Below are 14,535 nucleotides of genomic sequence, written 5' to 3' on the forward strand. Positions count from 1 at the left end.
TCTTCGGTTAATCGTTCAGGAAAAGCTTGCCCGCCGAGCGCTTGAACAGAGTCCACCAGCCCGCCCGATCCACGGAAGCCGGAGCTTCGATCGGGAATTCGTTCATCACCTCGTTGCCGCGATAAACGATCAGCTTGCCGACCTGTTGTCCGGCCTTCACCGGCGCCGTCAGCTTTTTGTCCAGAACAAGCTCGTGACGGATATTTCCTTTGGAATCGCCTTTGCGCACGAGCACGCTGTACGAATGCTTCGCGACGATCGGCAGCTTGGCGGTTTCGCCCTTCTGCACCTGAAGCGAGCCGATCGTGTCGCCCTTCTTGTAAATAGGGACATTCGTGAATTGAGCGAACGCGTAATCGAACAGCTTCGACACTTCCGCGTTGCGCGTTTTCGTATTCGGCTCTCCCATCACGACCGCGATCAGCCGCAGATTATCCCGCTTGGCCGTGGCCGACAGGCAGAACTTCGCTTCCCCGGTGAAGCCCGTCTTCAGCCCGTCCGCGCCGTTGTAAAACCTCACCAGCTTGTTCGTATTGACGAGCCAGAACGGCTTCGGCTTGTCCTTGCGAAGATAATCCTGGTAAAGCCCCGTGTACTTCGTAATCTCTTCGTGCTTAAGCAGCTCCCGCGACATCAGCGCGATATCCCGAGCCGAAGAGACGTGCCCCGAGGCCGGCAAACCGTTGCAGTTGACGAAATGCGTGCTCGTCATGCCGAGCTCCTTCGCTTTCTCGTTCATCCGCTTGACGAATTCCTCTTCGCTTCCGGCCAGCTTCTCGGCCAGCGCGACCGAAGCGTCGTTCCCGGATGCGAGGGCTACGCCCTTCAGCATATCCTCGACGGTCATCTCTTCCCCCGGTTCAAGGAAGATCTGCGAGCCGCCCATCGATGCCGCGTATTCGCTGGTCTGCACTTTGTCCGTCAGCTTGATTCGGCCTTCGTCAAGAGCCTCCATCACCAGCAGCATGGTCATGATCTTCGTGATGCTCGCCGGAGGCAGAGCCGCCGAGCTGTTCTTCTCGAAAATAACGGTTCCGCTGTCCGCATCCATCAGGATGGCCGAACGGGCGGAGCCGGTCAGATCGGTTTGCGGTGCGATCGATTTGGAATGGCCCGAGGAGGCTTCCTCCGCCAGAGCGGGGGACGAGGCGGCCGAGGCCGCAATCGCGGCGGTCAGGGCAAGAGTCGTCAGAGGACGAACCCATCGGCGGTATCGCATGGTGTGCATGAGTGTTTGGTTTTCCCCTCCAGATGCCGGTAAGGCAGGCTATGGTGTCTTCTTCCAACCATTGTTCCCTGGGGAAAAGCAAAATATTCCACTATGCGAGAGTATTGCTGCTTGATCGGGCGGCTAGACGCGGTTCCGTTTGCGATAGGCGGATGGCCGAATGCCCCGAACCTTGAGGAACACGCGGCTGAGGTAGAACCCGTTCTCGTAGCCGCATTGCCTGGCGATCTCGTCCAGGCCGAGGGACGTATCCCGGAGGAGCCGGCATGCCCGATCCAGCCTCGTCTCCGTCAAGAACGCCGACGGAGTAAGCCCGAACGCGGAACGAAACTTCCTCGTCAGCTGCACCGGGGTCAATCCCAATCGCTTGGCCGCTTGTGACAAGGAGAGAGGCTCCATTCCGGAATCGGCCAATAACCTCTTCGCCTCCAGCATCTTCTCGTCCCCGGTTTCGGGAGGCTGCCCCGACCGGACTTGCTCCAGCTCCAGCATCCGCAGCAGATCGTTCAGAAGATGCTGCTTCAAGCGCATGCTCCGAGGTTCCGTTGCGGCCTCCAGGCTCCGCAAGTAGCGGAAGGTCGAAGCCAAGCGTTCCCGGTCGGCCGGGGCGAACTTGCCCATCCATTCCTCGCGGGTCGCTTCCGCATCGGTTCCCTCTTCTAACGCGGCGGAATCCGCTCCGTCCGCCTGACCGATACGGAACGCTAAATAATGGAACGACAATGGCGTCACCGTTTCCCGGTAAAACCACGTTCCGGGCGGGCACAGTACGAGTTCGCCTGATCCCGCCTCCCCTTCGAAGCGGCCGACCTTGTAGCGGAACCGGCCCGTCTCTACCGCGAACATCGTCCAGAAGGCGTGCAAATCGCGGTCCAGCGCGAAGCGCTCCTTCCGATGCCAGTAGACGTGAGACTCCAACCGCGCTTCCGCGGAACCGAGCATGGCTTCTTCCTCCTTCATGTTGAAAAAAAGGATATTCGATTTTGAAATAGGGTGCATGTAATTAAATAATATGATGGATTAATATGAAATCAAAGATATCCCTTTCGAGGTGACCGATGATGAGACAGGAAATCGCGCAAGCGGATATTACGGTCGTGGGAGGAGGGCTGGCCGGCGTCAACGCCGCCATCGCGGCGGCCAGGCTCGGCCGCACGGTGGCCCTGGTACAGAATCGCCCCGTCCTCGGGGGGAACTCCAGCAGCGAGGTCCGGGTCTGGGTGTGCGGCGCGACGGCGCACGGCACCCAGCGATATGCGAGGGAAACCGGCATCATGGGCGAGCTCTTCGTGGAGAATCAATTCCGCAACATCGAAGGCAATCCGTATTTATGGGATTTGACTCTGCTCGAAGCCGTCCGGGCGGAGCCGAACATCCGGCTGTATCTGAACACCGACGTTCACGAGGTTGAAGCCGACGGCGACGAACGAGACCGCACGATCCGGTCGTTGACCGGATGGATGATGGGCTCGGAACGCCGGATTCGGTTCGAGAGCCTCTTCTACCTCGATTGCACGGGGGACGGCCTGATCGGCTTCCTGGCCGGAGCGAAGCACCGGATCGGACGCGAAGCGCAGCATGAGTTCAACGAGAGCTGGGCACCGCTCGTCCCGGACGATATCACTCTCGGCAGCACGCTGCTGTTCTACACGAAGGACGCGGGCCGGCCCGTTCGGTTCGTTCCTCCCTCCTTCGCCGTCGACATCGCGAAGACGACGATTCCGGTGCGCCGGATCATCCGCAGCGGCGACAACGGCTGCGCTTACTGGTGGATCGAATGGGGCGGGGAGCTCGACACCGTGCACGACAACGAACGAATCCGCGACGAGCTGTGGGCGGTCATCTACGGAATCTGGGATTTTATCAAAAACTCCGGCAAATTCGACGCGGACCGGATGACGCTCGAATGGGTCGGCTCGATCCCCGGCAAGCGGGAATACCGCCGGTTCGTCGGCGATTACGTCTTGAACCAGAACGACATCCTGGAGCAGCATCCGTTCGAGGATCGAGTCGCGTTCGGCGGCTGGTCGATCGATCTTCACCCGCCGCAAGGGGTTTACGCGAAGGAAAGCGGCTCCAAGCATCTGTATCCGGACGGCGTCTATCATATTCCGTTCCGCTCTCTCTATTCGGTCAACGTGAACAACATGCTTATGGCGGGGCGCGACATCAGCGCTTCCCACGTCGCTTTCGGAACGACGCGGGTGATGGCGACCTGCGCCGTTATCGGCGAAGCGGCCGGCACGGGAGCCGCGTTGTGCGCGATCAAGGGCGTCTCGCCCCGTGAGCTGCACCGCCGGCACCTTCGAGAGCTGCAGCAAACGCTGCTTCGTCAGGACGCGTCCGTCATCGGCATCCGCAACGAAGACGAGGCCGACGCGGCGCGCCATGCGGACGTAGCCGCCTCCGGCACGCTTCGGGTTCTCGCCGCCGAGCAAGCCGACGAAGCCTATTCGCTGACGTCCGACATCGGCTTTATCGTGCCGGTCGATCCCAGGCTGGACGGCATCGAATTGCTCGTGAATGCCGCGGACGATGCCGTGCTCCAGGTTGAAGCGTGGAGCACGGGACGCCTCGAGAACTACGTCCCCTTCCGGCTGGAGGCTTCCTCGGAAGCTTCCGTGAAGCGAGGCGAACGTCAATGGGTCGCTCTCCCGCTTGCCTGGAGCCCGGATACGGCGCAGAACGCGTTTATCGTCGTGAAAGCGAACGACCGCTTATCCGTCCATCTTTCGAACCGTCCGCTTACGGGCGTATTGACGTTCAAGGACGGCGGCGAACCGCCGGTGCCTTCGTCGCTCGAGGAGAAGCAGGTCGACCAGCCGCTCGTTCGGTGGCGTTCCCATCCTTTCGAACGGAAGACCGTCTGCTTCCGGCTAGCCGGCGAGACGAACGCCTTCCTTCCGTCCAAGGTCGCGGACGGCTATCATCGCCCTTACGGCGGCCCTCATCTATGGTCGTCCGAAGCCGATCCGTCCGAGACGCCGCAATGGCTGGAGCTCGCCTGGCCCCAACCGATCGCGGTCGGCTCCGTCCACCTGACGTTTAACGACGACGTCAACGAGGATTTGATCAATTTGCATCACCATCGCACTCCGTTCGAAGCCATTCCAGAGCTCGTCAAGGATTATCGCGTCGAAGCCTGGCTGAACGACGGATGGGAGACCGTGGCGGAATGCCGGAACAATCACAAGCGCAAGCGCGTTCATTCCCTTGGCGCGAAGATCGAAACGAATCGCCTTCGCGTCGTCGTCGCGGCGACGAACGGCTGCCCTCGCGCCGAGATCGTGGAAGTGCGGGTATACGAATGCAAGCGCGAGAAGCCGCTTGGTTGATAGTCGGATTTTCGAGCATATGAAGAATAGGAGATAGACTCGGATGAGTCTATCTCGCCGGGAGTATGGTGGGTTGGGGCATCCGACGCTGCCGCCCGGTCGACATCCTTCCCGCTGGTCATGCGGCAAACTCATTGTCCCGCGCCGCCGCCGATCCACAGCTTCTTGAGCGGGACCATCGCTTCGCCCGGCACGTAATAGTGAAAGTAGTTATCGCTAATGTCTCCGAGCAATTGACGGCGAACCGGGTCAGCCCCTTCCAGCAGCGAAGGCGATGCCTTGTGATAGTCGATCGGCCGCATCCAGATCGGGCTGTAGCCGATGAACAGCTGCCGGCGGGTAAACTCGGAACGGTTCGGCGCTCCGGCATGCCACAGGTTCTGCGAGAAGATAAACGCGTCTCCCGGTTTCCCGCAAAGCTGCACCTCGCCTTCGAGCGGGACGTTGACGTCCGTCTGGACCGGCCGAAAATCGGGCTGCGAATGGCTGCCCCGGATAACCTTCGTATTACCCCGGTTCGGCTGCGACATATCGCTCAGAATGTAACAGACCTTCAAGTAGTAAACTGCAGTCAACCCGCGAATACTCGGGAACTTCGGATTCGGACCGTCCTGATGCCAATCGATGAAGCTGTTCGTCTCGGTCTTCAAGCGGTCGGGATTCGGCTTCCGGACCGTGAGATGGGAGATGTGCAGCTGAATGTTATAACCGAGAAGGTTTACGATCAGCGGAAGCAACGAGGGATGGTCGATCAGCGACAGAATCGCCGGGTCCCGCTCCACGCTGTTGTAGACATTGTAAGCGAGCGATTCTTTTTCTTGGGCAAGGATTCGGTCGACGGCCCCGTTCAGCTCCGCTACCTTCTCTTCTTGCAGGGCGCCGGGCACGATTAAGTAGCCGTCCCGCTCGAACTGCCGCGCGAGTTCCGGAATATCCAGCTTAAGGTGATCCATTCGAATAAGTCCTCCCTTAATGTCTCGTGTATATTTTCGCGGTAAAGGAGGCCGGGCTCGGCTAAGCGCAGGCGGCGTTTTCTCTGCCGCCAGGCTCAGCCGCAACCCGGCTTCTTCTCCTCTTGATCGCGTTAATCTCGTCTCGCGAGCGTAGTTCCACTAATCCGATTGTCCCGCTGGATGCGCGTTGCCGTCAGTTGCCGTACCCCAGCTCCTTCAATTGCTGGAACGCCGAATCCAGGAACGACTTGTAGTTCATCGAGGTCTCGAGCGTGCTCAAGAAGGCGTCATACTCCGATAGCGGTCTTTTGCCATAAGCGAACTTGACGGTCTCCTCCTCGATGTACCGGTTCGCATCGGCCGCATTGTATCCGTCCGGCGTCATCAGGAACCCGTTCAGGGTCTGGATGCGCGGCTGCTTATCGGCGAAATCGATGAAGGACGCCTGCTTCTCGAACTTCACCTGCAGATAACTCTTCTCGGGACGGCCGGTGAATTGATATAGCCAGGTAAAGCCCGCTTCCTGCGCCATCAAATCGGTCGGCACGACCTTGTCGCCTTCCAGGTTGAAATGCCGGCCTTGAACGCCGAATTGAACGAGATTGGAGCCATCCTTCGTCGATACGTAGTTGAGCAAGTCGAAAACCTTCCTCAGTTTCTCTTCGTTCTTCTCCAGCGCCTTCGGAATGGCGTAGATCCCCGGCGAGCCGCCGATGTCGAACGATCCGTCGTTCTGTCCGCCCGGCCCCTTCGGGGGAGCGAGCTGAATCCATTCCGCGTTCGGGTTCACCTTCTCGATCTGTTCGGTGAACTGGTCCTTCGACAGGTTCGGCCAATCGATCCAGACGATGCCCGCCTGCCCCTTGATCGCCTTCTCCTGATGCTGCAGCCCGGTGTTCGCCATGAGCTCCGGATCGACCGAACCGCTCGCGATCATCTTGTTGATGAACGCAAGAGCGTCCTTCATTCCCGGTTCGTAAAGGGAATTCATCAGCTTGCCGCCTGAGAGGTAGAAATCCCCGGGGTTGCCGACGCCGAACGCCCCGAATACCGGCGCGAACGCGGACAGCTTGCTGCCCGTCAAACCGATCGTATCCTTCTTGCCGTTGCCGTCCGGGTCCTGCTCCGTGAAGGCGACCGCCGTGCTCAGCAGCTCGTCGATCGTCTGCGGCGGCTGAAGGCCGAGCTTATCGAGCCAATCCTTGCGTATCCAGTAGGTGTTGTACGGAATGTTCGGCGCCTTCGGGATCGCATAGACCTTGCCGTCGAACGATGTCTTCTTCAAGCTGTCTTCCCCGACGAAATCGACGGCGGCCTTCAACTGATCCTTATACGGAGACAGGTCGAGCAGAAGCCCTTGCTGCACGTATTGTTTGAGGGTGGAGCGATCCGGGACCATGAAGAGGTCGGGAAAATTGCCGGACGCCATCCGAACGTTCAACTGGTTTTTGTAGTCGTCGCCCGAGGCGTAGACGGTCAGGGAGATGTCGGTATGAAGAGCTTTGTCGAGCTCCCGCTTGATGAAGTCCTTATCCGGAGGGGGCAGGTTGTTGCCCGTCTCGATAATGTCTAGCTTGACGACTTTGCCGGAGTCGGCCGATGGCGAAGCCGAGTCCGAAGGCGCCGACGGAGAGGGGCCGGAGCCGGAGGCCGGAGCGTCGGACGAATCGCCTTCGTTCGAGCCGCAGGCCGTCGTCAGGCCGCTTGCGAGCAGCATAACGGCCATTAGGCGGAACATTCGTGGAGTTCGAATCAAACAATCCCCTTCTTTCTTGTCGTATGATCTAGATATGGCACCGCTTAACCGCTCCTGCAGTAGCGGCTTGGCGGAATCACCCTTTGACGGACCCGAGCAGCATGCCTTTCGTGAAGTGCTTTTGCAGAAACGGATAAACGACGATGATCGGCAGACTCGCCAGAATGACCGACGCCATCTGCAGCGTCTCGGTCGGCGTCATGTTCTCGGCGTTTTCCAGCGGCTGCTGGGTTTGAATCAAGATCTCGCGAACGATGACCTGAAGCGGGAACAACTCGCGGTCCGTCACGTACATGATCGCTTGGAAAAATTCGTTCCAATGGCCGACGGCGTAAAACAAGCCGATCGTCAACGTGACGGGAACCGATAGCGGCAGAACGATCCGGGCCAGGATGCGGAATTCCTTCGCCCCGTCCATTCGAGCGGATTCGAAAAGCTCCTCGGGCAGAGTCTCGTAGAAGCTTTTCATGATAAGCACGTTGAAGCTCCATACCATGTTCGGCAGGATCATCGACCAGACCGAATCGAGCAGTCCGAGCGATTTCACTACCAGGTAGGTCGGAATGATGCCTCCGCTGAATAGCAGCGTGAAGACGATCAGCATCAGGAACAGGTTCCGACCCGGCAGCTGTTTGCGGCTTAGCGGGTAGGCCATGAGAGACGTGACGGCAAGATTGAGAAGCGTGCCGACGACCGTGATGAAGGCCGTGACGCCGAACGCTTGCGGCACGTTCGATTCGGTCAGCAGCTTCCGGTATGCGTCGAACGTGATCGATCGCGGAATGAGGATGAAGCCGCCGTTGCGGAGCACCTCGCTGAACGGCGTCAACGACACGGACAGCACATAGAGCAGGGGAAACAAAGCCGCCAGGCCGCATAGGGAGAGAACCGCCGCGACGACGATCTGGAAGACGCGTTCCTCGGTCCCTCTCACCATATGCCTTCCCCCCATCGCTTAGCGATCCTGTTCGATACCAGCACCAGCACCAGGCCGATCGCCGCCTTGAACAAGCCGACCGCCGAAGCCAAGCTGAAGTTGAGCTGTTGCAGACCGGTGCGGAACACCCACGTATCGAGGATATCGGCGACCGGATAAACCTGAATGTTGTACATGATGTAAATTTGTTCGAAGCCGGCATCCAGCATATGGCCGAGCCGGAGGATGAGCAGCATGACGATGACGCTGCGGATGCCCGGGAGCGTGATATGCCAGATCATCCGCAGCCGGCTGGCACCGTCGACTCTAGCCGCCTCATACAGAGTCGGATCGATTCCGGCCATCGCCGCCAGGTAGATGATGGCTCCCCACCCCAGGTTCTGCCAGATCTCCGAGGAGACGAGCAGCGAGCGGAAGTACGTCGTCGAAGTCAGGAACGGGATCGATTGTCCTCCCGCTTCTTCGATCCAATGATTGACGAGACCGGAGTTCTGCGACAGCAGCGCAAGCACGATGCCGTAAATAATGACCCAAGACAAGAAATGCGGCATGTACGTAAGCGTCTGAACGAGCGATTTGAACCACCGGATCCGGCACTCGTTCAGCAGAAGCGCCATGAGGATCGGCGGCAGCATGCCGAACAGCAGCTTGTAGACGCTGATGAGCAGCGTGTTGGTAAGCAATTGCCCGAAGTAAGGAGAATGAATGAACGTCAGAAAATGCTTGTTCCACGGATCGGCCCAATAGCTTCCCAAGATGCCGTCGTTGAAGCTGTAATCCTTGAAAGCGATTACGACTCCGTACATCGGAAAATAGCGGAACACGATAAAATACAAGGCGCCCGGCAGCAGCATGACGTAGAAGGCGCGGAATCGCCATATCCTGGCGGCAAGGGTGCGGAGCCGGTCGGGGCGGGTTCTTGCGGACGGCCCAGTGAGCTCGGTCGGTTGCTCCAGCTGTCTTCACCTCGATTCGGTCGATAGGGACTGCGCGCGTTCAGCCCCGAGAAGAATGATTGCGCTTGCAAATTGTTCGGGCAATCGAAGTATATCAACTCCCGAGGCGAGCGCGATATACAGCGAATTTGCGAAATTGTCCGAAAACTCGCAATGCCGTTTCAGAGCGGCAGCTGGATGCGGACGATCGTCCCGATTTCCTTTACGCTCTTTATGCGCAGCCCGTAAGGTTCCCCGTAATGAAGCCGCAGCCGATCGTGCACGTTGGACAGGCCGATGCCTGTGAACCTCTCTTTGGGCGCCGGATTTAAAGGATCCCCGAGCAGACGGCGCGCCGCTTCCGCGTCCATGCCGACCCCGTCGTCCCTTACGTAGAACCTCAGAACGCCGCGCCGAATCGTAGCCCGGATAAAGATGGTCCCGTTCCCTCGCCGAGGCATGATGCCGTGGAAGATCGCGTTCTCCACGATCGGCTGCAGCGTCAGCTTCAGGATCGGCGCTTGCGCCGCTTCGGCAGGAACGTTCGTCACGCATCGGAATTTGCTGCCGTAGCGAATGTTCTGGATTTGCAAGTACATGCGCAGCCCTTCCAGCTCCTCGGCGACGGTGACGAATTCGTTCGTCCGGTCGAAGCTGAGCGACAGCAAGCCGACAAGCGAACGAATCGTCTCTTTCACCTCGTCCGTCTTATGCTGGCGCGCCAAGCTGCCGATACAGGCCAGCGTGTTGTATAGGAAGTGCGGGGCAATCTGGCTCTGCAGAACTTTCAGTTCGAGTTCCTTCTTGCGCTGCTCCATCTGCTTCGTCTCGTTCAGCAATATGCGGATCCTCTCCATCATCGACTGGTAGCTTCTCGCCAATCGGCCGATCTCGTCGCGACGGTCGACGGTGATGCGCGGCAGAACCTCCATGTCCCGCACGCGGTCCATCTTGGCGGCGAGAATCCGAATCGGCCGAGTTAAATACTTCGACATGGCGAAAGTCACGATGAGCAGCACCGCCGTCCAAATGACCGCTGCCGACTTATAGTTGTCGTATAGACGAATGATGGAGGCATGGAAGTAGCGGTCCTTGATGAACACGATAAGGCTCCAGCCGAGCCGGTTCATGCCCGATTTGACGACCGTTAGGCGGCCGTCCGCGCCTTGGCTGTCCGACGTTCCCGCCGGCAGCGCGAACATGGCCGCCGCGAAGTCGTCCGGCAGCTCCGGCATGTACGTCCGGGGCTTGTGCGGGAGCATGTCGCTATCCGGATCGAACGTCACGACGTTGCCTTTGTCGGACTGCAGAAGGAACGCCTGATAGCCGCCCGACGTGAGCTCGGCCAGCTTGCTCCTGAGCTTCTCCAGATCGAGTTCGACGACCGCGACGCCGACCACCCCTCTCCCCTGTTCGGTCATCGGCCGCGAGATCGCGACCGTACGGCCGGACAGCGGCGACGGATAGGGCTGGCTGACGGCGGACGCCCCGTAATTTTGCTGGGATTGCTCGTAAAGCTCGGGCAAAGCGGGATTGCCCACGATATCGTAGGTCAACTGCGCGTTGGAATACACCTTTCCGTCGGAACGGATCATGTATAGGCTCTTGACGATCGTGCTGTTGTAGCCGGCGACGGAGCGCAGGTAATCTTCCGCCTCCTTATCGCCGGCGGTCAGCAAGTCCGTGCGGTCGGACAGCAGCAGTAGAATGTTCTGTCCGTTATCCAGGTAGCTGTCGATGTAATCGTTCGTGCGGGCGATGAGCTTCCATGAATCGTCGAGCATCTGCTCCCTGAACAGGGTCGCGGCCTTCTGGTAATTGTCGTAGGCCAGGAAGCCGAGCATCAGGAACGTCGTCAGAAACAAAAGAAGGAACTGTCTTGTCGCCAAGCTCCAGCTCCCGATACCAAACGATATCCTTCTCATTCGAATCATCCCTTTTTATATTCGGAAGGAGCAACGCCCATCCACTCACGGAACATCGCGGTGAAATAACGGTAGCTCGGAACGCCGACGGCGTTCGCGACCTCGTAAACCCGCATGGTCGTCGTCTGCAGAAGCTCGGCCGCTTTCTCCATTCTCTTGCGGGTTATGAAGTCGTTAAAAGAAACTCCGGCCTCTTCGCGGAACAGCCTGCTTACGTAGTGAGGGCTGAGTCCGACCCGATTCGCGACGACCGGCAGCGTAATCGAACTCCCCAGATTCTCTTCGATGAACCGCATCGCTTCCGCGATCTCCTTGCGCGGTTTCTTCTTCCCGCCGGCCTTCTCCGCTTCGTGCACAAGGGCCGAGATCAACTCGGCGAGCGACGACGCGTCCGCGATCGCCTCTTCTAGGTGAACATCGTCTGTCTGGCCGGGTTCTTCGTCCGTCCCGGGAGCCCATTCCCGGCGCCATTCCGTCAGCAGACGCTTCAGCCTCTCGGGCGGGAGCCGATGCTTAAGCGCCCACTTCGGCAGCTCGTCGCCAAGCCACTCGAGCAGCCCGGCTTGGTCATGCTTCGCCCGGCGCATCCTCGCCTCCATCGTCCGAATCTCCGCTTCGCCGGGAATCGCGTGCGATTGGGAACGAGCATACAGAATCCGGCTCGTCGAATCGTAAAATCGTTGAGGCTGCTCGCCCGCGACCGACGATAAAAGCTCGCTCCATCGGATGCCGTCCCGAATCGGCTCGCTGACGACCGCATACAGGCGAATGGCATCGCTCAGGAACGACAGCTCCTTCTCCAGATGCTCCGACAGCGACTGCAGCAGCGTATCGAGACGCGCTCGGAGCGAGGAAGAAGGGCCGGCCGAGCGGTCGATCAGCAGCAGGTACGTTCCTTCGCGCGCCGGGATCCAGCGAAACGGCGCTTGCAGCAGTTCGGATCCGGACAGCCGTTCCTCGATCTCCCGTCCGACCAACCTTCTGTTCTCCTTCTTCGTGTCCGCGTGAAGCGCCGTCAGGCAAGGGGGCATTCCGCCCAACGCTTCGCGGAAGATCGATTCGACCGTCTCCTCCCGCGAGTTCGGAAGCGCCAGCTGAGCCAGCTTGCGCGACAACGCCCAGCGCCGCCGCTCCGTCTCGCTTCGGCGGATCGACCGTTCGCGGTCGATGGCTTCCTTCGCCTTCAGCAGCGCCCGTTCCAAGTCCTCCTGCTCCATGGCGACTTTGACCAAGTAATCGACAGCTCCGAGCCGAATCGCTTCCTTGGCGTAGGCGAAGTCGGAGTGGCACGTCAGCAGGATGACTTGCGGAGATAAGCTTTCGCGCTTCAAGGCGCGGAAGAGATCCAGTCCGTTCATCACCGGCATCGTAATGTCGGTAATGACGATATCCGGAGAGAAGTTGCGGCAGAAGAACAGCGCATCCTCGCCGTTCTCCGCCTCCCCGACCAGCTCGGCGCCCAGTTCGCCCCACGGGACCAGCCGGAGCTCCTGGCGAATCGGCAGCTCGTCGTCTACGACCAGCACCGTCAACGGTTCTTGCTTCATGATTTACCACCCCGCTCGGTAAACGCTTACATCTATTCATCATAACTCGATCGCCCGGATCCGAATATGCAGAGATTCGTAAATTTGGTAGCGATTTATTGCACGGTTTAAACGGTAAGGAATCGAAGAAAAAAACGAAGGGGAGCAGCTGTGGTTCTAATCGAAATATATCCGTTCGGGAAATGGTTAGACTATTCGAGTTTACCCTCGGGGAACAAGATCTGGTGAATAATAACCTTCGGCGCTTTCAGTTGCAGGGCAATAACGACACAATCGGGCTGAAATCCCCGGCATAGGCGAAACAGAATAAACTGGTTACTCTCTTGAGCGGATAATCGAGACATTCGGCCAAAGAGGGTAACCAGAGTACTCTCTTGGACGGATATTCAAGACATTCGGTCAAAGAGCGTAACCAGACTACTCACTTGGGCGGATAATCATGAGATTCAGCCAAAGAGTGTAACCAGACTACTCTCTTGAGCGGAAATGAATTGGAGTCAGCCGAACTCGCCATAAAGCCCCCGTGCGAGCGGACTGCTGCTTCCTCGCACAGGGGCCTGTCTTCTTGTTTACCGGCGTACGCCATCCTTGCTCACGATCGCATAAATGAGCGGGTTGGCGGCGGGAGCCTCGTCGCCTAGCTCGTAGGCGCCGACGATCTGCTCGGCCGCCGAGCGCGCGGCTTCGTCGTCGCCGCGGGTGTGAAGGATGGCGAGCGTGTCGCCCTTGACCACCTTGTGCCCGCGTTTCGCGATCAGCTCGACGCCGACGGCGTAGTCGATCTTGTCTTCCTTCGCGGCGCGACCCGCTCCGATTCGCATCGCGGCGAGGCCGATCTCCTCGGCATCGATGCCGTGAACGTAGCCGTCCGCCGCGGACAGAACCGGAATGCGCGCCGCCGCTTGGGGCAGCAGCCCCGGCTGCCCCGCGATCTTGGCATCGCCGCCTTGGGCGGCGATCATCTGGCCGAGCTTGTCGAGCGCGGCGCCGGAATCTATCGCCGACTTCAGCTTGTCGCGCGCCTCCGCTGCGTCTTTAGCTTGCCCGCCCAGCACGAGCATTTGGCTGCCGAGCTCCAGGCATAGCTCCCTCAAGTCCTCAGGCCCTTCGCCGCGCAGAATCTCGATCGCCTCGCGCACTTCGAGCGCGTTGCCGATCAAGCGGCCAAGCGGCTGGTCCATGTCGGTGATGGCGGCTACCGTCGTTCGCCCAACCTCGGTGCCGATGGCGACCATCGCCTTGGCGAGAACGATCGCATCCTCCGCGGTCTTCATGAAGGCTCCGCTGCCGAACTTGACGTCGAGCAGAATCGCGTCGGCTCCGGCCGCGATCTTCTTGCTCATGACCGAGCTGGCGATGAGCGGGATGGACTCGACGGTCCCGGTCACGTCCCGCAGCGCGTACAGCTTCTTGTCGGCCGGCGCGATATTGCCGCTCTGCCCGATCACGGAGACCCCGATCCCGTTCACTTGGGCGAAGAACTCATCCCTGCCGAGCTCGGTCCGGAAGCCGGGAATCGACTCCAGCTTGTCGATCGTACCGCCCGTATGCCCGAGTCCCCTGCCGCTCATCTTCGCGACGGGAACCCCGCATGCGGCGACCATCGGCGCCAAAATGAGCGTGGTTTTGTCGCCGACGCCTCCGGTGCTGTGCTTGTCCACCTTAACGCCGCGGATGGCGGACAGATCGACGACGTCGCCCGAATGCGCCATCGCGAGCGTCAGCTCGGCCGTCTCCGCGTCCGACATTCCGTTAAAGCAAACGGCCATCGCCCACGCCGCCGTCTGGTAATCGGGAATCGAGCCCGAGACGACTCCGTCGATGACGAAGCGGATCTCTTCCGCCGTCATTTCTTCTCCCGCTCTTTTCTTGCGGATCACGTCCACCATGCGCATCTTCGTCATCCTCCTTCTATGTCG

At 59.5% G+C, this 14,535-nt stretch carries 10 protein-coding genes; 1 reads left to right on the forward strand and 9 read right to left on the reverse strand.

Annotated elements, in window-relative coordinates; all coding sequences use genetic code 11:
- Nucleotides 1–7: 7 nt before the first annotated feature.
- Both H7B67_RS15200 and H7B67_RS15205 read right to left on the reverse strand, forming a co-directional pair.
- Nucleotides 8–1,228 (reverse strand): D-alanyl-D-alanine carboxypeptidase family protein, encoded by a 1,221-nt coding sequence (locus tag H7B67_RS15200; protein WP_185120692.1) that lies wholly within the window; start codon nt 1,226–1,228, stop codon nt 8–10.
- Nucleotides 1,229–1,351: 123 nt separating this feature from the next.
- Nucleotides 1,352–2,170, reverse strand: coding sequence for an AraC family transcriptional regulator (locus H7B67_RS15205; RefSeq protein ID WP_185120693.1), 819 nt, complete (start codon nt 2,168–2,170; stop codon nt 1,352–1,354).
- Between the two features lie 119 nt (nt 2,171–2,289).
- Here H7B67_RS15205 and H7B67_RS15210 point away from each other — a divergent pair, with 119 nt between their 5' ends.
- Entirely contained in the window at nt 2,290–4,563 is a 2,274-nt protein-coding gene (locus tag H7B67_RS15210) for an FAD-dependent oxidoreductase (RefSeq protein ID WP_185120863.1), read from the forward strand.
- A gap of 131 nt (nt 4,564–4,694) precedes the next feature.
- Here H7B67_RS15210 and H7B67_RS15215 read toward each other — a convergent pair whose 3' ends face one another.
- The 7 genes from H7B67_RS15215 to H7B67_RS15245 all read right to left on the reverse strand — a co-directional run bounded on the left by H7B67_RS15215 (nt 4,695) and on the right by H7B67_RS15245 (nt 14,511).
- Complete coding sequence (locus tag H7B67_RS15215; RefSeq protein ID WP_185120694.1) at nt 4,695–5,516, reverse strand: phytanoyl-CoA dioxygenase family protein; 822 nt, start codon at nt 5,514–5,516, stop codon at nt 4,695–4,697.
- A 193-nt stretch (nt 5,517–5,709) separates the two neighbouring features.
- Nucleotides 5,710–7,272 carry an extracellular solute-binding protein gene (locus H7B67_RS15220; RefSeq protein ID WP_245363636.1) on the reverse strand — a complete coding sequence of 521 codons (1,563 nt, stop codon included), beginning with the start codon at nt 7,270–7,272 and terminating at the stop codon, nt 5,710–5,712.
- A gap of 76 nt (nt 7,273–7,348) precedes the next feature.
- On the reverse strand, nt 7,349–8,209 hold the full coding sequence (locus H7B67_RS15225) for a carbohydrate ABC transporter permease (protein ID WP_185120695.1): 861 nt from the start codon (nt 8,207–8,209) through the stop codon (nt 7,349–7,351).
- Nucleotides 8,203–9,063, reverse strand: a complete 861-nt coding sequence (locus tag H7B67_RS15230) for an ABC transporter permease (protein ID WP_185120696.1) — start codon at nt 9,061–9,063, stop codon at nt 8,203–8,205. Before H7B67_RS15230 ends, H7B67_RS15225 begins: the two co-directional genes overlap by 7 nt.
- A 263-nt stretch (nt 9,064–9,326) precedes the next feature.
- Nucleotides 9,327–11,033 carry a cache domain-containing sensor histidine kinase gene (locus tag H7B67_RS15235; RefSeq protein ID WP_245363638.1) on the reverse strand — a complete coding sequence of 569 codons (1,707 nt, stop codon included), beginning with the start codon at nt 11,031–11,033 and terminating at the stop codon, nt 9,327–9,329.
- A gap of 41 nt (nt 11,034–11,074) precedes the next feature.
- Nucleotides 11,075–12,616, reverse strand: coding sequence for a response regulator (locus H7B67_RS15240; protein WP_185120698.1), 1,542 nt, complete (start codon nt 12,614–12,616; stop codon nt 11,075–11,077).
- Between the two features lie 569 nt (nt 12,617–13,185).
- The gene (locus H7B67_RS15245) at nt 13,186–14,511 is read right to left on the reverse strand and encodes a pyrimidine-nucleoside phosphorylase (RefSeq protein WP_185120699.1); all 1,326 of its coding nucleotides are present in this window, start codon (nt 14,509–14,511) and stop codon (nt 13,186–13,188) included.
- Nucleotides 14,512–14,535 lie beyond the last annotated feature (24 nt).

It is taken from the genome of Cohnella thailandensis (genome assembly GCF_014212135.1).
GTDB classification, from domain to species: domain Bacteria; phylum Bacillota; class Bacilli; order Paenibacillales; family Paenibacillaceae; genus Cohnella; species Cohnella thailandensis.